The sequence below is a fragment of the Pseudomonas sp. GW460-LB5 genome (genome assembly GCF_059423245.1).
Genome location: NZ_JBWKXT010000083.1, coordinates 1 through 20415, shown reverse-complemented (window position 1 = coordinate 20415; position 20415 = coordinate 1). Strand labels below are relative to the sequence as shown.

Sequence of the window (20415 nt, the reverse complement as noted above, 5' to 3'; positions counted from 1 at the left end):
CCCTGATACCCTCAACCTCCCCATGCCGCCCCAACACCAACCGCAACGCCCCCTCCACCGCCGTGTCATGCACCGCCAGACCATGCCGCTGATAACGCTCCATTACCTGCACATGCGGGTGCCCGAAGCTGTTGTTACGCCCTCGCGAAATCAATACCCCGCGCGGCGCACTAGCCCGGATGAACGCCTCGGTGGACGAACTGCGGCTGCCATGATGCGGTGCCTGCAACCAGTCGATACGCGGCATTTCTGTGTCTGCCAGCCAGGCCCGTTCGGCCGCAGCTTCCATATCCCCCGCCAGCAGCAAGCGCTCACCCTGCGCCTCTACCAGCAAGACACAGGAACGGTCATTGCTACTCTGCCCGTCCGCCCAGCGCCACAGCGAAAAGCGCACGCCATCCCAGTTCCATTGTTCGCCACTGGCACAAGGCTGCAACGGCACATCATCCAGCGCTTCCCCCCCGATCAGCCGCCTGACCGGCAGCCCACGCTGTATGGCCGCAGCACCGCCCGCATGGTCGGCATGCGCATGGCTGATGACCATCAAGTCCAGGCTGCCCACCCCCAGCTTGCTCAAGGTCGGGAGCACCACCCGCTCGCCCAGGTCGGTCTCCCCTCTGGCCGGCCCGGCGTCGTACAGCAGGTTGTAATGCCGGGTACGCAACAGCACCGCCAGCCCTTGGCCAACGTCTAGCTGCCAGACCTCGACCTGGCCGAGCGGCACCGGCTCCCTGGGCACCCACAGCGCCAACAACATGACCCCACCCAACCCCCGCAAAGGCACGCCACGAGGCAGCAGCACCAGCAGCGCACCCAGCAATACCAGCAGCCAGGCCCACAACGGCAAGGCCGGGGCCAGCCACGCCGGGCGCTGATGCGCCACCAACGCCAACAGCCGGAACAGCCCATCCAGCAGGCCACCCGCCAGCCACAGCAACGCTTCCCCTACCCCACCCAGCGGCAGCAGCAACGTCCCCAGCAACGCCAACGGCAACACCGCCAGGCTGACCCATGGCACCGCGACAAGATTGGCCAGCGGCGCACTCAGACTCACCGGTAAACCTGTGGCCAGCAACACCGGCAGCAAGCCGATGGCGATCACCCATTGCGCGCGCGTCCAGGCCTGCCAGGGCCGCCAACCGCCCAAACGGCCGCTGAAGCAGTAGATGAGCGTGGCCACTGCGGCAAACGACAGCCAGAACCCAGGCAGCAGCGCCGCCAAGGGTTCGACCAGCAGCACCGCGACCAGCGCCAGCAATAGCGGCAGCATTGCGCCGAGGTGGCGAAAACGCAGGCGCCACAACAGCACTACCGCCAGCATCAGGCAGGCACGCTGCACCGGTACACCCGCACCGGCCAGCCAGCCGTAGGCCAACGCCGCCGCCATGGCCAGGGCACAGGCACAGGGCAGCCACGGCAACCGGGCGGGCCACAGCCCCCAACGCGCCAGCCCGGCCACCAGGCCGTACAGCAGACCGGCCACGAGGCCGATGTGCTGGCCAGAAATAACCAGCAAGTGCACCGTACCGGTGGCCTGCAACGTCTGCCAGTCCTCCCGGGCCAGGCCAGCGCCGTCACCCAGCACCAGTGCCACCAATGCGGCCTGCCGGTCATTGGCTTGGACCACCAGCAAGCGCTGACGCAGCGCATCGCGCCAACCACCGCTTACCGGCGCCAGCAGCTGCCCGGCTTTTACCGTACCGGTGGCGCCCACCCGCCGCGCCAGCAGTTGCGCCTCCCGGTCGGGCCCATGTGGGTTGAGCAGCCCGGCCGGGCGCTGCAAGGTCACCGCCAGCCGCCACTGCTCGCCCGCCCGCAGCGGCGGCCCATCGAACCAGCTCAGTTGCAGCCGTTGCGGCAGTTCGGCCCGCCGCGAGCGTGCCGCCTCCAGCTCGAAGCGCACCCCCTGCGCAGTTCGCGCTGGCAGGCCGACCACCCGCCCCTCCAGCCACAAGGTGCGGCCGTCCAGGCCGGCAGCCAGGCGATCGTCAAGGGCCTGCTGGGCAGACCAGCACGCCCAACACAGCCCCAGCACAAAACAGCCCAATGGCCAAACGCGGGTAAACACGCTGACGGCCGCGCAGGCAGCCAGCGTTATCAACCATCCGACCGATGGCAATGCGGGGAAAAAGCCCGGGCACAACAGCCCGAGCGCGAGCGCAAACATCCCTGTGCGCATGAGGTAGAGCTCCAGAAGGTAAATCACCCCCTGAGGCATAGCTCAATTGCCGGCAACGCTTGCTCAACAATTGTCACAAACTCTAAACGAGGCCGAGCAGGATTAAAGGCATACTGCCCGGGTCAACGCTCCGGGAGCCTACATGCCGCGCCGACTTTTCAAACGCTACATGCCGGACCCGACCAGCATTCGGGAACACAAGTCCTTACGCTTTTTCGGCAAGCTGCTGCACGACCCCAACCTCTGGCACCTGAACCGCCACTCGGTGGCGCGGGCCATGGGGGTGGGCCTGTTCGCGGCGCTGATTCCCATCCCCATGCAGATGCTGCTGGCGGCGGCGCTGGCAATCCCGGTACGCGGCAACCTGTCGATCGCCGTCAGCCTGGTGTGGCTGACCAACCCGCTGACCATGCCGCCGGTGTTCTTCGTCACCTACATGACCGGCGCCTGGCTGATGCAGGTGCCGCCGCGCACCTTGCCCGACGAATTGACCTTCGAGTGGATCACCGACCAGCTTGCCACCGTGTGGCAGCCGTTCCTGCTGGGTTCGGTGGTGTGCGGGGTGGTGCTGGGCATCGTCGCCTACTTCACCACCCTGCTGTACTGGCGCTGGTGGATTGGCCGGCAGTGGCGCCGGCGCAAGCTCCGTTGCTCATGCACGCATGCCGCGGCCGCTGACCAGCAGCCGGATGCACAACGCGTAGAGCACAGCGGTGGCCACCAGCATGAAGGTGATCGCCGTGCCAATGCTGATATCCGACACCCCTAGGATGCCGTAGCGGAACGAGTTGACCATGTGCAGCACCGGGTTTGCCAGCGATACGGTCTGCCAGAATGGCGGTAACAGGTTGATCGAGTAGAACACCCCGCCCAGGTAGGTCAGCGGCGTCAGCACAAAGGTCGGAATGATCGAGATATCGTCGAAGTTGCGTGCAAACACGGCGTTGACGAACCCCAGCAGCGAGAAGATGGTGGCCGTCAGCAGCACCACGACCACGGTCACGCCCAGGTGGTGCACCTGCAGGTCGGTAAAGAACATCGACAGGATGGTCACGATCACACCGACCGCCAGGCCGCGCAGCACGCCCCCCAGCACATAGCCGACGAGAATGGTGTGCGGCGACACCGGCGACACCATCAGCTCTTCGATCGAGCGCTGGAACTTGCTGCCGAAGAAGCTCGACACCACGTTGCCGTAAGAGTTGGTAATCACCGACATCATGATCAGCCCCGGCACGATGTACTGCATGTAGGTGAAGCCACCCATATCGCCGATCTGCCGGCCGATCAGGTTACCGAAGATGACGAAGTACAGGACCATGGTGATGGCAGGCGGCAGCAAGGTTTGCGGCCAGATGCGCAAGAAGCGCCGCACCTCGCGGTAGACGATGGTGTTCAGGGCGACCCAGTTGGTGCGCAGTTCCACACTCATACGGCCACCTTCGACAGGTTTTTTTCCACCAGGGACACAAACAGCTCCTCAAGTCGGTTGGTCTTGTTGCGCAGGCTCTGCACCTCGATGTTCTGCAGCGCCAGCTGGCCGAACAGCGCGGTAATGCCAATGTCCTTGTCCACCTGCACTTCAAGGGTGTGCGGCGTCAGCAGGCGGCATGGGTAGCCCTGCAGGGCCGGCGCCTGGGCCAGGTCCTGCCTGAGGTCGAGGACGAAGGTCTCGACATGCAGCTTGCCCAGCAGCTTGCGCATGCTGGTGTTCTCGACGATGGTGCCGTGGTCGATGATGCCGATGTTACGGCACAGCTGCTCGGCTTCTTCCAGGTAGTGGGTAGTCAGGATGATGGTGATGCCCTTCTGGTTGAGCTCGGTGAGAAAGCTCCACATCGAGCGGCGCAACTCGATGTCTACCCCGGCGGTCGGCTCGTCGAGGATCAGCAGGCGCGGCTCGTGGATCAGTGCACGGGCAATCATCAACCGGCGCTTCATCCCGCCCGACAACGAGCGCGACTGCACATCGCGTTTGTCCCACAGGCCGAGCTGGGTCAGGTACTGCTCGGCGCGTTCCTTGGCCAGCTTCGGCGGGATGCCGTAGTAGCCGGCCTGGGTCACAACGATGTCGAAGGTTTTCTCGAACTGGTTGAAGTTGAATTCCTGCGGCACCACACCCAGGCAGCGCTTGAGCGCCGCCGGCTCACGGTCCAGGTCATGGCCGAACACGTTGACCGTACCGCTGGTCTTGTTGACCAAGGTCGAGAGGATGCCGATGGTGGTGGATTTGCCGGCGCCGTTGGGGCCAAGCAAGGCGAAGAAGTCACCTTCGGCAACATCCAGGTCGATGCCCTTGAGGGCCTGGAAGCCATTACCGTAGGTCTTGGTCAGCTGTCGGATGGACAGGGCAGAACTCATAGCGGGTCACGTACCGAATAAAGAATGGTTCAGGACACGCCAGGCGAAGTCACTGGCGCAGTGAGTGCGGCCATGGTGCAAGGCCATGCCGCACAAGTACAGTCACATCTATTGATAATGACTATCGAAGCAGGTTCAGGTCAGTGCAGTCATCACTGCCGCCTGGTAGGCCGGGCGCTGTTTCAGACGTTGATACCAGGCTTCGAGGTGGCGCATGGCCGGGCGCTCGATGGGCATTTCAAACCAGGCATAGACAAAGCTACCCAGTGGGATGTCGCCCATGCCGATCTGGTCACCGGACAGGTAAGGTTGTTTGGCCAGGGTTTCGTCAGCAATGGCCAGCAACTGGGCACATTGCTTGTGCGCGGCGTTGATCGCCACCCAGTCGCGCTGGTCTTCAGGCGTGCGCAGCAGGCCCCAGAACAGCGGGCGGAACGGGGTGGCGAGTGACGAGGTTGTCCAGTCCATCCACTTGTCGGCCAGGGCGCGCTGGCGCGGGTCGTCCAGGTACCAGCCCTGCTCCGCGCCGTATTCGGCGCACAAGTAGCGGACGATGGTATTGGATTCCCACAGCACCAGGTCGCCATCTTCGAGCATGGGCACCAGGCCGTTGGGGTTGAGGGCGCGGTAATGCGGTTCGTTGACCACACCGAAAGCGCCGCCGGCGTCGATGGACTCGAAATCCAGGCCCAACTCGTGGGCGATCCACAGCGCCTTGCGCACATTGCTCGAATTCTTGCGGCCCCAGATCTTCAGCATGGCAACGTCCTTATGAATGCGGAGATCGTGCAGTCTACTCCAGACCTTCGCCGCCTGTACCGGCCTCTTCGCGGGGCAAGCCCGCTCCCACAATCAATACGTTGTTCAATGAGAGCGGGTATGCCTGCAAAGAGGCCGGCACTCACGAACAAATGAACTGAAACTCCCACCGCCACACCCTGTCACTGTTCTGAAGCTGCCGTTCACAGCATTGCGTCTAAGCTGTCTGGGACGGCTCAAGCCCTTGGTTCCAAGGAGGACCGATTATGTTGCTGTTGTGGTTGGTAGTGCTGGTGATCGGCGCGGCGTACCTCACGCACCGGCGCCTGGCGCCCTTGCAGATTCTCGGCATCATGGCGGCCTATGTGCTGCTGATGGGCATTTTCAGCAGTGCCCCTGGCTGGCTACTGGCCCTGATCTGGGTGGTGCTGGCCCTGAAGATCGCTTTGGTGGCACTGCCGGAGTGGCGGCGCAAAGTGTTTACCGCTCCGGTGTTCCGCTGGTTCCAGCGCACCCTGCCACCCATGTCGCAAACCGAGCGCGAAGCCATCGATGCTGGCACGGTCTGGTGGGACGGTGAACTGTTCAGCGGCCGCCCAGACTGGCGCACCCTGCTGGCCTACCCGGCACCAAAGCTGACCGAAGAAGAGCAGGCGTTCATCGATGGGCCTACGGAAGCACTGTGCGCCATGGTCAGCGACTGGCAGATCGGCCAGGACCTGGACCTGCCGCCCGAAGCCTGGCAGCACATCAAGGAGAACGGCTTCTTCGCCCTGATCATTCCCAAGGAATACGGTGGCAAGGGCTTCTCTGCCTACGCGCACTCGCAGGTTGCGATGAAACTGGCCACACGCAGTGGCGACCTGGCCTCCACGGTCATGGTGCCCAACTCCCTCGGCCCGGCCGAACTGCTGCTGCATTACGGCACCGATGAACAACGCAACCACTACCTGCCACGCCTGGCCCGCGGCGATGAGATCCCCTGCTTCGCACTCACCGGCCCCCTGGCCGGGTCCGACGCGGGCGCCATGCCCGACACCGGCATCATCTGCAAGGGCCAGTGGCGCGGCGAAGAAGTGCTGGGCCTGCGCCTGAACTGGGAAAAGCGCTACATCACCCTGGGCCCGGTCGCGACTTTGCTGGGCCTGGCATTCAAGGCCTACGACCCGGACCACTTGCTGGGCGAGCAGGAGGAACTGGGTATCAGCCTGGCCCTGATCCCCACCGACACCCCCGGTGTCGAGATCGGCAAACGCCACCTGCCGCTGGGCGCGGCCTTCATGAACGGCCCCAACAGCGGCAAGGACGTGTTCGTGCCGCTGGACATGCTGATAGGCGGCCAAGCCATGCTCGGCAAGGGCTGGATGATGCTGATGAACTGCCTGTCGGTAGGGCGCTCCATTTCCCTACCAGCGGTCGGCACTGGTGCGGCCAAGTACACCAGCCTGGTCACTGGCCAGTACGCGAACATACGCGAGCAGTTCAACGTGCCGCTGGCGGCCTTCGAGGGTATCCAGGAATCGCTGGCACGCATTGGCGGCAACGCCTGGTTGATGGACAGCGCTCGCCTGCTGACCGCCAAGGCCGTGGACCTGGGCGAGAAGCCTTCGGTGCTGTCGGCAATCCTCAAGTACCACCTTACCGAACGTGGCCGCGAATGCATTCAGCACGCCATGGACGTGCACGGCGGCAAAGGCATCATCATGGGCCCCAACAATTACCTGGGTCGCAACTGGCAAGGGGCGCCGATCTTCATCACGGTCGAGGGCGCGAACATTCTCTCGCGCAACCTGATGATCTTCGGCCAGGGTGCCATCCGCTGCCATCCATTCGTGCTGAAGGAAATGGCCTTGGCCGGGCGCGAAGACCGGGAGCAGGCACTGATAGCGTTCGACGACCTGCTGATGAAACACATCATGTTCGCAGCCGGCAATGCCGCCAGCACGCTGGTGTTCAACCTGGGCCTTGGGCACTTCGAGCCAGTACCTGGGGATGCCTTGAGCCAAGGTTACTTCCGTGCCCTCAACCGTCAGGCCGCCGCCTTCGCCCTGCTGGCTGACCTGTCGATGATGCTGCTGGGCGGTGCGCTCAAGCGCCGCGAACGCCTTAGCGCGCGCCTGGGCGATGTGCTCAGCTACCTGTACCTGTCCAGCGCCGCGCTCAAGCGCTATCACGACCTGGGCTCACCCGAGCATATGCAACCCTTGCTGCGCTGGGCCATGGAAGAAAGCCTGGGCCAGGCGGAAAAAGCTCTTGATCAGCTGCTCGACAATTTTCCTAACCGTTTCGTTGGCTGCGCACTACGCCTGCTGGTTTTCCCCTTCGGCCGCCGCCACACCGGGCCAAGCGACGAACTGGATGCCGAGATTGCGGCGCTGATAGGGCGCAGCAAGGGCGATCCGGCGCTGGAAGAGCTGCTGGCGGGCTGCTTCAGGCCGCAGGCCAAAGGCGACCCGGTGGCGCAGCTGCAACGGGCAAGCGATTTGCTGGATGAAACAGCGCCCGCGCGCAAGGAACTGCATCAGGCGCTGAAGGACGGCAAAGTGAAGCCTCGACATGGGCAATCGTCAATCGACGCGGCAGTTGAGGCGGGCATCCTTCAGCAGAGCGAGTGCCAGCGGCTGCAAGCGTTGGAAGCCGCGCGAAGACTGGTGATCGATGTGGATGCCTTCGACCCACAAACGCTGCTACCAACCAAAGGCCAAGTGCGCTGACTGCACACTGCACGCGCTCCCGGCAACGCCGGGGGCGCGCATTGGTGTGGCTCATTGCAGATCCACCAACTGATCGACAGCTAGCGGCGGCAACACGGCGACCGCCCAGTACCATCTACGGTTATCCGACTCGACGGCCAAAATAGCCGAACAGCCACGCAAATCCGTACCAGGGGTGTACAGGCCCTCTTGAGAAACCGAGCCGTTGCCCGCCAACACCGTCCACTCAATATCTGCGGGGTCGACAACCTCCTCGACATCGTTTTTGTTAATGAAACACAGTGACAGCTGCAGCTTCCCCTGGACCTTCCCCAGGCGTAAGAAATGAGTGGGTGTCATGTTGAAGATAAGAAAAGCTGCGGAAGCTGACGCCCCACCGCCATCAATTTGTGCGATGTCAATATTTACCGGGACCAGATCGCCTGCCTTCAAGACGGCCAAGGGTACGGTTTTACTGTCGTCGTCAGGCGTCACACTCGATGCTGGCAGGACGGGTGGCGATTTATAGAACCATACCCCAGCCTCGCGCTGCAAAGTACCGCGGACGTCTCCTATCAAAGAGACGCCTGCGGGGTGAGTCATCGCCACCTGCATGGGGTAACGCACCGATCCGCGCTGAACCACCGTGATGATCGGATTGATGTCCTTTATTGCATCCAGCGGTTCAGCACGTACTGTGATCGCATCCGGTAAAGACAGCCTTGGCAAGAAGATCATCTGGTAGATCTCTTCTGAAATGGGCTGCCACTGCCCTGCCCTGAGCGTCTGATAGGGATAGATGATATAAGGCAGGTTCAGTAGCCACTCGCTTTCTGCGTCCCCGGGAACGCGCTTCGTGGCCATGCGCACCTGGACCATGAATGAGTGGTTTTTATCGTGTTCGACCCGATGAACTGGAGTCGTTGGTACAGCAGATCGCAACGTGTCGCGTATTGCTTGCGAAAACGAAAAATACAGTACGAGCTCTTCACTATAAATAATTGGCTTGACGACGGTGAGTTTGAACGAAGCATTGGCAAACAGTGGCGAGTTGTACTGTTGCCTACCCAAACTCATGAGGGAATCATTGATACTACGCAGCGCCTGCGCATATCTGGCAGCCATAAGCGTATCGTCCTGGCCATCTCGAATCAGGTGGTAATCAGCAGCAGGCACGTCGCTAAGCACCACTAGCCCGTCCGGCCGATAGGTGCCCTCACGTTCAGCCAGGAGGAAATCCGCCCGCAATAGCGCGTCACGGCTGGGTTTACTGACCTGCATGACGCTTCTGACGGGCACTCCCGAATTCTTGCCCATGATCAATTCGACAGCTTCCGAGAGCACACGGGACAACGATGTAGAAGCCGCTGAACCCGCAGTGCTACCCACAGCAAGCAAAGGAGCCCCCACTACGCCGTAGGACCTGAACCAGGTCTGGCCAGGGGTAATGATCGTTTCAAGCATCAAGGGCTGAGAATCAGTTTGCTCGTGTGCTTTAGCCAACGCAGTGTTCAGTTGGTTTACGCTGACCATGATCAGCCCGTCCCACCCATTCAGTTCAGAGGACGATTGGTTGTGTTCGTTATCCATCGCCATGCTTGCTCTCCCAGGTCAGGTGTAAGCGAACACTAGACCCGCCTCGCTGAGCCCTACAACTGGCAAAACTATCAGTACGTGCCCCTGCTCGTCGGTCACGCGTATACTTCAACCTCGTTTTTTACACCCCGAGGACCGCCTTATGGCCAACCCACATCTGGAATACCACCTGCAACTGCTGAACCACCTGCGCACTATCCTGGTGGCACTGGGTGAAGCCGAGCAGGTACCGCAGGAGAGCCACGGCCTGTTCCTCGAACGCTTCGACGAAATGCTCACCCTGCTGCCGCAAGACCCGCTGGAAAGCCAGTATCTGGGCCAAGACCTGCTCTGCCAGGTAGTCCAGCGCTACCCTCAAATTGCCCACTTGGTGCCACGCGACCTGTTGTGGTTCTTCGGTGGCGACTGCCTGCACTACATGCCCGACGAGGAACTCGCGCTGTATCAACAACTTGAGGAACTGCGCTACGAAGCCGGTGAACGCGGCGAACCTTTCGACTGGCACCAGCACAAGCAACTGCTTAGCCTGTCAGGTAACAGCCAGAACCAATGACCGGGAGCCCCTGCTAGTGGTAGGGGTCTGTCGAAAATGCCCATCGGTTTGCATGACTCGACCTACAGCCCCAAGCAATCACCATCCCTACCCTGTACGGCGCACTGGATAAATACAGAAAGTGCCGTGCGTTTGGCGCACGCCAACCAACAGCGTAGGAAGCACATCAATGAAGATAGCCATCATCCCTCTGGCACTGGCGTTCGCCAGCACTGCCGCCATGGCAGCACCGGCAACAGGCACTATCAGTTTCTATGGCTCAGTGAGCGATGGGGGCCCATGCCCCATCGAGGTGGTTGACCCCACTTCCGGGCTCCCTGCCCGCGTTGAACTGGGCCATCCATACACAAGCCACTTCAAAAACGTCGGCGATAAGACCGAGCCTCGTGAGTTCGCCCTCAAGATCACACCCACCGCTGAGTGCAGTATCCCTATCGGCACAGAAGTGGATGTCACTTTTAATGCCGTAGGCAGCCCTGTCGGCCCAGCAACCGACCTGTTCCCGCTCGTGGCTGGCGGTACCTCGACCCCGGATCTCGCCATCTCGATCCGCGACAAGAACGATACCCGCCTCGCCCCGGGAGATACCTCGGCGATGTACCTGCTGGACGAACTTGCTCCCACGCTCATGCGGTTCTCCGCCCATTACGAGGCCATCAACACACCGGTCAGGGAAGGGTCTGCGCTCGCCAACGTGAATTTCGTCGTTAACCTTCCATAACGCAGCACGCCGGGTGCACCAGCACCCGGTCCTTGCTCTCAACCGCCAGGCTTACACAATGTCATTCACTTCTCCCCGGCTGCGCTCTGCCGCCTGTCTGTTCGCGTTGCTCGGCTGCCTGAACAGCGCTCACGCAGCTCTAACACTCAGCAACAGCCGCATCATCCACGAAAGCGACAAGAACAGCAGTTCCGTCACAGTCGGCAATCCCAGTACGAAAACCTACGCGGCGCAAGCGTGGGTCAACACCGAAACGGACGACACCACCACGGCCGTGCCGTTGGTCGCCTCTCCCGCCCTGTTCCGCATACAACCGGGCGATGAGCAGTCGGTACAGATCAACCGCCTGCCCAATGACCTGCCGCAAGATCGCGAGTCGCTGTTTTTCTTCAACCTGCAAGAAATCCCCCAGGCCGAGGCCAATGAGCGTAATACCCTCAACATCGCCTTGCGCACCCGGATCAAGCTGTTTTACCGGCCGAGCCAGCTCAAAGGCAACCCGCAAACCCACCTCAAAGACCTGAAGTGGTCAGTGCAGCGCCTCGAGGGCCAACTGCGCCTGGTGGTCGACAACCCCTCGCCGTTCCACTTCACGTTCGGCATGCTCGAAGTCAAGGGCAAGGGCAAGACAGAACCGCTCAAAGGGCGCGAAATGGTAGCGCCGTTCGGGCGCCAAACCTACACGCTTGCCAGCACCACGGAGTCGGACGACCTTTCATTGACGCTCAATGCGTACAATGATTACGGCGGGATCACGCCAGCCATCACGGTGCCTCTGCCCGTCGCGGTCCAGTAACGCGGCCATTCATTGTATGTTCATCCAGAGCCTGCCAAAATTGGGCAGTAGTGGCCAGGTTGTACCATTGTCGTAGCTGAGCTTGGCGGTGACCTCCAGCTGTGAGCCGGGAACCAACTGGCGGAGGTATGACAGCGGAATAGGCACTGGCACGCCGCTACCGATACCTTCGGCCACATCGGTTTCAGACAACTTGTAATTGACCAGAATAGGGTGGAGTACCTGGCCGTTGCGGGATAATCCCTCTGCCTGGAGCGATACCCGTTGATCGACGCTGATGTGCAACCACGTTCCCAGCGTGACCAAAGGATCCGAGGTCAACCCTCCTACGTCCAGGTTGCCTCCTGAGCGTCCGCCGAGCTGTGGCGTAGGCATATTGGCCGTTGGAGTAGGGGTCACTTTGACACTGCGTGTATCTGAAGGCAGTGGCTCGTCACCCACCAGCACCCGGTAGTACAACTGTGCTTGCTTGCTGGCCATGGCCACCACATTACGCAACGGAACGGCGTAATCGTTCTTTCCTGGGACACCTTCCTCACGCCAGGCGCCGAAGCACTCCTCGTCGCCCCAGAGCAACTCGAAGGCCTCACCCGGTTTTATGACCGCAGCCTGCGGAATGCTCACATCAAGCGCGGCGTTGAGCTTTCTCAGCTCCAGCTCGGCCGACTGGCCCAACAACGGCACTTCCAAAGCCGGCAGTACACGCGGCGCCGGCTGCGCAGCTACCTCCAGGACCGATGGCGTCGCGACCTGGCTGGCATTACCAGCGCGATCCTCGATGAGGTACTGCGCATAACGCATCCCATCCCCTCGATCAACGATCACTTCGCCTGTGTAGGCAAACTCCAAAGGTTTTGCAAGGTCCTCGCGGGTGAGCACCCAACGGTCGACCTCGTTGTTTTCAAACGGTTCGCTGTCCCAGTAATAGATGATGACATCCCCCGGCGCTGCGCCCTGGTAGTCAGGCATCAGGGCCAGCAGACGATTACCGTGGGTGAGCAGGAAATCTTCCGTCAGGTCGCTGTCACCCAGTTCGGGAAACTGCAAACGCCCATTGTTGGCGCCCAGCACCGGCGGGGTCTTGTCGACTGTCAGTGTGAGGTCATCTGAACGCAGTTCGCTGGCGTTATAGACATGCCCCACATAGTGAAACTGCAACGTGCCTTCGCTGAAGCAGTCGGGCGTGATTTCCACGAAACGTTCACTTTCTGGTAATGGCTGAGTCCATCTCCTGTCGCCTACCTTGACACCCTCACAGAAAATTTCGACCGACTCGGGTTCCGTCGGCGTCGGCCTGGAATGCTGCCACAACGTGAACTCGAGACGCACAGGGTCGGCCAATGCCTTGATGGGCATCAGGTTCGGTACACCCCCCGGGATGTTCGGCAGAGCAGCGGGGGCGGTGGGCGCCGGCAGGGCATTGGCGACCCTCACTCGAACGATGTCTGCATTATCCATAGCGGTCTCCTGGCTCAATGGCGAAAAAAAAGGGTAGGCCCAATGCCTACCCTGTACTAATGCCTCACCAGCTGTAGCGCACCCCGACATTCGCCCCCCAGGGCTGTTCAATGTGTTCACCATTGCTGTAGTCGAAATCGGCATGCAGTTGCAGCCGCTCGTTAAGTGATATCGCCAGCCCCGCCCCCAGTTCACCACGTGAGCCGGACAGGTCGTTGTCGAAACGGTTGTCATTGACTTTGACGTCGTTACTGTTGACGAACTCATGAGCGTATGCGAGGCGCACGTATGGCTGGGCGAAGCGCCCTTGGCCAAGGTCGTAGGTACGGCCCACGGTAGCGCCGACTTTGCCCAGCAGCGAGCGGGTATCGTCGCTATTTGCCCGCAGGCCGTTATCCAGCTGGTAATCCTTGCCTTCGATACTGACGGCCGACCATTGGGTGTAGGGCTCGACGAAATAGCCATTGCCCAGTTCGACATGGCGGCCGAACTCGGCAGACACGCCCAGCCCGAGGTTGTCGTAATCACCCTTGGTACGCTTGCCATCACTGAGGGTCACCTCGGAGGAGTTGTCAAACCGGTTGAGTTTGACGACACCGTCGAAGTAATACCCGCTCGCGGCATCCAGCCACGTGCTGTAAAGCCCCAGGTAATAGCTTTTCACGTCGGCCGAAGCCCCGCGATCAAGGTTCAGGTCCGAACTGCTATGGCCCGCCATGACCCCGACCAGCCACTGCCCATCACCCACCGGCAGCGGGGCATCGGCACCGATGGAGAACCCTTGCTGGACCTGTTGATAGCCGCTGCCGGCTGTGGTCGATACATTGAATTTGTTGCCGTATGCCCGGACCCAGCCACCCGCCTTGCCTTCATCCTGGCGCAATTCACCCATACGGCTACGCAGCGTGGTGAGTTCGCCATACCAGACAGTAGGGGCGGTGTTGAACAAGGCCAGCACCGACGCCGTGCCCGGGCTGATGATCTTCCTCGAACCATCCAGGAACCAGTCGTTACCCCGCTGCGCCAGTTCATAGGAGAACGCGCCAAGGTCGACCGAGCCGTTGAGGAGCGAAAACTGTGCATCACCACTGCCAGCATGAACCAGGTGAAGCTGGCTTGCCTCCAGCGGATCCGCGCCGCTGCTGCCAACCAGCAGGCTGTGAGCACCCGTGGCAGAGCCGGTCACTTCAAGAAAGTCAGTTTGCCCGGTGCTGAAATCGGCATCCATGATGAAGGTGCCATTGCCACTCAACTCCCCAACCGTCAGGCGCTGGTACTGATCGGCTTCGCCAAAACGTACCGAGCCTGCATTCAGGGCCAGGCTGCCAACGGTGCTGTCTTCGACCATATTCCAGCGCGCCCGGTTGGCCACGGACAATGACTCGACGTTTTCCAGGCGCCCGGTCAGGCTTGCGTCTTTGTCGAGGCTGATGCTCGCACTGGAGCCCGCTTCCACCTTCACATCGCCGACCAACGCACTGCCCTCGACAGCCATCGTCGCTGCCGAGTTGCCCAGCACCTCCAGCAGGATGCCATTGCTGCCCACCAGACTCGAACCGGGCCCTACCTGGACAGCGGCCTTCGCTGGCCTGCCAGGATAGTCGCCGACGACAATCGCCGAGCCATCCTTGCCCTCCACTGTGCTGCCCACCAGGGTGACCTTGGCGGGTTCCGTGAATGCACTGTCACTGATTATCTCCAAGCCACTGCCTGCCCCCGTCAAGGTGCTGCCTTGGGCATTTAGCGCGGCGTTGCCAAACAACGTGGCGGCACTGGATGTGCCATCTCCGACCAAGGTGCTGCCCTCCAGGTTCAAGGTAGAATTCGCCGACAGCAGCGCACCGCCTTGCCCCCCCTCCACATGGCTGTTGACCACTGTCGCTGTGGACCCCTCGAGATCGCTACGCTGCAAACGCAAACCGACGCGGTCGCTGACAACCTTCGAATTGCCAGAGATGATGGCATTCCCATTGACCAACGAAACGGCATCAGTGCCATTACCCGTGACAGTGCTGTCGGTCATCCGAAGCGTACCGGCACGCACATCGATCCTTTCGGTTGTGGCACCTTCGGCAACCAGTTCCGCCCCCCGGTTGACGCGGTAGCTGTCAAGAGGCGTATCTTGGCCAATGTTCAACTGATCATCGACAATCGTAACCGCGTGGCTGACTTGTGACATTGAAAATGCCGAGGCCAATAGTAAGGCGTGGGCGAGCGGATGCATTCTTGCATGTCCAGGAATCATGGATTTTACCCCGTTAATACTTCGTATAAATGAACTGTTCTGACGCTACGAATTCCCGAGATTACAAGTCCAGTTCCGAAATAACTGTAGGAAAATTCTGATTTTCACTTTGGCTTCATCCGTGACTTTTCTACGCCCCCCACTCCACCTACGGTTTAGGTCTCAAGTCGCAGGTTGTTAGGCCGTTATGCATGGTAGCAATCGTCTCCTGAACGGGGGACTCGTAAGTTTTTTCATTCAAAACAAACGAATAATTCGCTCGCGCACGACCATCGGGCCTATTATTCTCCGGGTCATAAATTTGCTTCACGTATGTTTCGAATGGTACTTTCCAGATATAACCTTGTGCTTTGATCTGCCCCCAAGTTAACTCTTCATCCAACGCAGCGCCCGCCACAGGATCTTCGCCAGTATAATCATGCACTGCGGACCATTGCATAAATACGTGGTCCTCGTCCTTCAAACCATGCTCGGCCAGGTCTGGCACTTTCACACGGACTGCCGGTTCCACGTCATCTTCACCTACGTAAATCGATCTACAGTCCAACCAACCCAATTCGCTAAGCCCGAGGAAATCAGGTGCAACAGGATGAATACCCACAGCCTCTACCAGCACATGGGTCTCTTCCGAGCGAATCGGGTTCGGGTTTCCTGGGCGTTGCACTCTGTAATAAACGAGCACGGTGTCGTCGCCTCGCGCCTTGATAACGTCCCACGGGACTGTTTTGGTTATTTCAGTTCCGGGTTCGCCATCCTGAACTTCATGATCTATACCTTCTATATAGGCATCGCCCCAATAAAAGGTCAGCACATCACCCTGCTTGAGCGCGGCATTGACTAGAAGTGTGAGCGTTGCCGGCTGTTCATAGTCCCCAGGATCTACCAAGTGGTTCTCCCCACCCGATTCCCCGTTGATCGTGACTTTCTCCAGCCCCGGATTCAACGGATCCGGCCACTTAGGGTTACCAGGGCCAATTTGCTCCAGGTTGACATTCACAACGATGTTTTTCGAACCTTGCAGCACAGTGCCGCGACGAACCTCATAGGCCACGGAAGTTGATTTATCCCCTGTACCGTCTGCGCCGTAGTCCGCAAGCAAGGTGTCAGCATGGATGGAGAACGCTAGTGGGAACACCGGCGAGTCAGTGACCGGCCGCCACTCCGAAGGGGCCTGCTCGCCCCAAATAACCCGCACCTGGTCGGTGGGTTTCCAGTTGTCAAACTTGGGGACCTGCACAATAACCCCGTCAAAGGCATCCTGCTGGTAGATTCCCCCATCCGCCGCCTGCGGTACGATCGGGTCCTTGAGGTTTGCGGGCAGCGCCCCTAGGGCGACGCCGATGTGGGTGATATCTGACAGGTGGCTGTTGTTGCCTGCCTTGTCCAGCAAGACGTAGACAGCCATTACACCGCCATCCCCCACCCTCTCGATCACGTCGGCTGAAACAGGCAGTTGTGCCGGTAGTGCACCAACTTCCACGATACCGACCGGGTCAACACCCCACGGGTCTTCAGGAATCGATGCTTCCCACCAGTAGGCAACCCGGTCACCAGGCTGGTAGTCAACATATTCGGGCAGTTCGAGTTTGACGCCGCCTTTGTTGGCATCCGTGACTGCAGGGATAGCCGGGATTTTTGTAGGTGCAGTCTGATTGTAGGGTGGCACACGGTCGAAAATAAGTTCAAGGTCTAGCGAGTCACTATGCTCCCCATGGTAATGCGCAACTTCATAAGTGAAGGTATTTATACCCTCCCCCCACTTAGCAATCAATTCCTTTGGCACTTCGCAATCAAAGGGGAATTTTCCTTCGTCTCCCCGAAAAAACTCTGCGGTCGTGATTTCTGTACCGGTTTGCACATGCAAAATCGTCAGCGTATCGTGAAAAGTAGGATGGCCCGGCATCTGCCAAGGATTTTCAATCGTGATAATCAGTCGCGATGCTTCCTCCCTGAGGTACTTCACAAGCACAGTATTATCCTTTGGAACCGCCAGCAGTTCGTCCTTGATCGTCATGGCGTCCAACGTTGCCAGGGGTTGTGCACCGGCGTTGCGCATGTGGCGCACGAAACCTGAATTCTTGGCACTGTTCATGTGTAACCTCGCACAAGGTTTACGCTGTATTGAGGCGCAGAACAATCCACCTCCCTTTTCGTCCATACTCGTATCTGCACTGCCCTCACGCAACTGGCACTTTTATCAGTTGACAATCCGCCATACCCTAAGAAATTTCATTCATGGATTTCCGGTTACTGGCTCCCTCGACCTTGCGCGAGGCACCATAAAAAAACCCGCCTGTTACGGCGGGCTTCTAACTATTTGAAAGGGTCTGATTAATATGCCTGACTGGTCAATCTGTCCAACGCATCATACCCATACTCTGCAGTTTCAGCGCGCTGTACGGTGTCACACCACAAGAGCCTGCCGCTTTCTTCACGCCAGGCTGACAACAGCTTCCCTCCAGCCCCTGGTCTGCGCCTAACGCCACTGACTGGGCGTGTTACAGATGGCACATCCACCCTGATCACATTGCCTTGCTCGTCAGCCGTGAATCGCCGATTACCCTGGTCCCAGACACGGTTGCCCTGTTGGTCGAACGCCTCGCCGAACAATTGGGGGGCTTCCACACTGATCAGCCGCCCGAGCCCATCGTACGTCAACTTGCGCCCGGCATCGTCGCAGGTAAGATTGCCATCGCAGTCATATTCCAGCTTGATATTGGTCGGGTAATCTGCATGGCTGTTTTCGATGCGGCTCAGTTGCGCCGGGTCGTCTTCCTCGAAGTAGTACCTGGCCAGGTTATTACCTTCGGGATAGGTCGTACTGACCCGGGTAATGTTGTCCAGTTCATCAAACCGGAACACCTGCTCCCGTATGATATTGCCATACGGGTCCTCGGGAGAAAGGCGGCCCTCGCAATTATAGATGCGCAACCGGCCACGGATGTCGTATACGTAGGTTTCATGGCGTAACACTTCAAGGATTTCACCTTCACCCAGTGTCTTCCACACGATCGCATCTTCCGCATCGTAACCTTGGGTCAGCGATTGCAGCGTAGCGCCCGTGTCGAATTCACGCTTCACTTCTCTGTCGAATTCGTCAAATGCCAGTCGTGTTTCAAGGTATTGGCTACCTTCCGTGGTCCGGGTCTTGAACAGCCGCCCAAGGCCATCGTATTCGAAGTTCGCCGTCATCGTGCCCAATGTCGTTTTGTCCAGCCTGCCGTAGCGGTCGTAGGCATAGGACTGCTGCCCGCCGACTACGTCGGTGTAAGCCAGCTGGCGCCCCAGCAAACTGGTCTGGTAATGCATGACATGGGTTTCACCCTCATACTCCCGGGTCTCGCTCTTGACCTCCCCGTGGCTGAAATACTCACGCGACAGTACCAGCCCCAGTTCCTCGCAGCGCTTCAGACGCGCGTTCTTGTTGTCGAACTCGTAGTCGGCCTTGATCCCCTTCTCGACGATCTGCCGCAACTGCGGTTCGTCACTGAGCTCAGGCTGATAGCGGTACTCGATCAGTTGATTGCTTGGGGTCAAGACCGTGCTGGGTTTCATCTCGCCCGGCTTGAAACCGAATTCGCGCACCCGCCCACCCGTGATCGATTTGACCATGCGGTCCAGGCCATCGAAACGCTGCTCGCCCAACACCATGCCGTTGACACTGATCTGGACAGGCAGATCCTCTCGGCTATGCTCGGCGTAGTCGCGGTGCACCACGCTGTCATCAGCGAGGGTTTCATCCATCAGACGATCGAATACATCGTAGACAAAGCGCTGGGTTTCACTGCGAGCATTGACTTCACGCGCTTTGCGCTGCAAACCATCATGGAACGTCAGGTTGATGCTGTACGACTTGGCGTCGGCATCAAACCGCTCGACACGCGCTGGCTCATCGAACAGGGTAAGCCAGGTGACGGTTCTGGCGCTGCGCTGCGTGCCATCAGCGGACTCGCGCCACTGCGTTCGGCTGGGCCCTGGCGAGCCAGAGATGCCAATCGGATCGTAGCGATCAAAGTGACGCACCCTGTCCGCTGCGATTTCGCAATACTGCCGGCCCCAGCCATCGAACAGCATCTGCCGCGGCAACGCCAACTCGCAGGGTTGCTGCTCCGGGTAGTCCATCCAGTCGAAATCGGTTTCGCCAACCAAATTGCCCAGCGCGTCGTATTGGGCAGCATAGCGCGGCCGCCAGCCGGCGCGCTTGTTGACGTCAACATTGTCGGCGTCCTGGCGTGACTGCGCGACCACCCGATTGAGCCCATCGACCAGGGTGCGGGTAATCACCCCCTTGACATCCTTGGCGGTTTGATCGGCCTGCCCGCCCGCCCCGCTGACCAAGGTATAGGTGTATTCGCGCTCGGCTTTCAAGTCTTCGTCATTTGGCGAGACCGTTTCCTTGATCACACGCCGTAAGGCATCGTAAGCGTAAGCGATTTGCACATCATTATCGTCGTAGTTCAGCATGGGCTGGTTGATGAACACAGAATGGTGCAGGGTAGATACCTTCTGGGCGTGGCGAATAGTGCCATCATCAAGCGCTTGGCCATGGTCGAAACCGGTGAAGGTGCGCACCTCCTCCAGCACCTCATCACCCAACTCAGCGCGTTTGGCGAACCGGTGCTCAACTTTCGTATCGTAGCCATTGAGCGTCTGCACCTGCCGGGTCATGCGGCCGTGCTGCAGTGCAGTTGCAGGCGCGTTCTCGTAGTGACGGACGGTGTACTGCAGCCCCTGCTCCTGCTCCCCAATGACCTGCATCAGGTCTTCCTCATGGGCCTCGAGCCAGCCCTTGCCCACCTCTGAGCCGCCCAGCGCTGGCAGGTGCTGGTAACGGAAACGGGTGCGCAGGGTCTGCGCCTGGCCTTCGCCGGTGGTGGCCGGGTGCACGGTGCTGGTCTTGCGGCTACGGGTGAACAGCTGCGGGTCGGCCGGGCAATCGCTGCCTTCGCCGGTGTGCGGGTAGTAAGTGTGCCGGGCGTGGATCGTGCCGGCCAGGGTGGCGAGCTCGTCGATCGCATCGCCTTGATAGACCGGTGCTGCGGCCTGGGACTCCA

General features: G+C 60.0%; 14 protein-coding genes. 5 read left to right on the top strand and 9 right to left on the bottom strand.

The annotated features are described in order from the left end of the window. The coding region (locus AC07XM_RS28950) for a DNA internalization-related competence protein ComEC/Rec2 (protein ID WP_102690360.1) at positions 1-2179 on the bottom strand (2179 nt) is incomplete at its 3' end. A 142-nt stretch (positions 2180-2321) separates the two neighbouring features. Here AC07XM_RS28950 and AC07XM_RS28945 point away from each other — a divergent pair. After that, the gene (locus tag AC07XM_RS28945; protein WP_146024562.1) at positions 2322-2948 is read left to right on the top strand and encodes a DUF2062 domain-containing protein; all 627 of its coding nucleotides are present in this window, start codon (positions 2322-2324) and stop codon (positions 2946-2948) included. Here the strand turns inward: AC07XM_RS28945 and AC07XM_RS28940 are convergent. The 3 genes from AC07XM_RS28940 to AC07XM_RS28930 form a co-directional block, all read right to left on the bottom strand. Continuing rightward, the gene (locus AC07XM_RS28940) at positions 2832-3611 is read right to left on the bottom strand and encodes an ABC transporter permease (RefSeq protein WP_016485472.1); all 780 of its coding nucleotides are present in this window, start codon (positions 3609-3611) and stop codon (positions 2832-2834) included. The two genes, AC07XM_RS28945 and AC07XM_RS28940, sit on opposite strands and share 117 nt — an antisense overlap. After that, positions 3608-4540 (bottom strand): ABC transporter ATP-binding protein, encoded by a 933-nt coding sequence (locus tag AC07XM_RS28935; RefSeq protein ID WP_016485471.1) that lies wholly within the window; start codon positions 4538-4540, stop codon positions 3608-3610. Before AC07XM_RS28935 ends, AC07XM_RS28940 begins: the two co-directional genes overlap by 4 nt. Positions 4541-4675: 135 nt before the next feature. After that, the gene (locus tag AC07XM_RS28930; protein ID WP_023049045.1) at positions 4676-5299 is read right to left on the bottom strand and encodes a glutathione S-transferase; all 624 of its coding nucleotides are present in this window, start codon (positions 5297-5299) and stop codon (positions 4676-4678) included. 266 nt (positions 5300-5565) lie between these two features. On the opposite strand from AC07XM_RS28930, the gene AC07XM_RS28925 reads away from it, so the two are divergent. Next, on the top strand, positions 5566-8013 hold the full coding sequence (locus AC07XM_RS28925; protein WP_102690112.1) for an acyl-CoA dehydrogenase: 2448 nt from the start codon (positions 5566-5568) through the stop codon (positions 8011-8013). 51 nt (positions 8014-8064) lie between these two features. Here AC07XM_RS28925 and AC07XM_RS28920 read toward each other — a convergent pair whose 3' ends face one another. Next, on the bottom strand, positions 8065-9588 hold the full coding sequence (locus AC07XM_RS28920) for a hypothetical protein (RefSeq protein WP_102690111.1): 1524 nt from the start codon (positions 9586-9588) through the stop codon (positions 8065-8067). Between the two features lie 142 nt (positions 9589-9730). On the opposite strand from AC07XM_RS28920, the gene AC07XM_RS28915 reads away from it, so the two are divergent. The 3 genes from AC07XM_RS28915 to AC07XM_RS28905 all read left to right on the top strand — a co-directional run bounded on the left by AC07XM_RS28915 (position 9731) and on the right by AC07XM_RS28905 (position 11658). Further along, positions 9731-10141, top strand: coding sequence for a PA2817 family protein (locus AC07XM_RS28915; RefSeq protein WP_016485468.1), 411 nt, complete (start codon positions 9731-9733; stop codon positions 10139-10141). 169 nt (positions 10142-10310) lie between these two features. Then, a complete protein-coding gene (locus tag AC07XM_RS28910; protein WP_102690110.1) occupies positions 10311-10862 on the top strand; it encodes a fimbrial protein in 552 nt (183 codons plus the stop codon). Between the two features lie 58 nt (positions 10863-10920). Then, on the top strand, positions 10921-11658 hold the full coding sequence (locus AC07XM_RS28905) for a fimbrial biogenesis chaperone (RefSeq protein ID WP_102690109.1): 738 nt from the start codon (positions 10921-10923) through the stop codon (positions 11656-11658). 9 nt (positions 11659-11667) lie between these two features. Here AC07XM_RS28905 and AC07XM_RS28900 read toward each other — a convergent pair whose 3' ends face one another. From AC07XM_RS28900 to AC07XM_RS28885, 4 genes are all read right to left on the bottom strand, one after another. After that, entirely contained in the window at positions 11668-13116 is a 1449-nt protein-coding gene (locus tag AC07XM_RS28900; protein ID WP_102690108.1) for a hypothetical protein, read from the bottom strand. A gap of 64 nt (positions 13117-13180) precedes the next feature. Next, positions 13181-15295 (bottom strand): autotransporter outer membrane beta-barrel domain-containing protein, encoded by a 2115-nt coding sequence (locus AC07XM_RS28895; RefSeq protein WP_172455962.1) that lies wholly within the window; start codon positions 15293-15295, stop codon positions 13181-13183. Positions 15296-15509: 214 nt separating this feature from the next. After that, positions 15510-17453: a hypothetical protein gene (locus AC07XM_RS28890; protein WP_146024561.1), complete on the bottom strand. Its 1944-nt coding sequence runs from the start codon at positions 17451-17453 to the stop codon at positions 15510-15512. Between the two features lie 239 nt (positions 17454-17692). Further along, the coding region (locus AC07XM_RS28885; RefSeq protein ID WP_495046021.1) for an RHS repeat domain-containing protein at positions 17693-20415 on the bottom strand (2723 nt) is incomplete at its 5' end.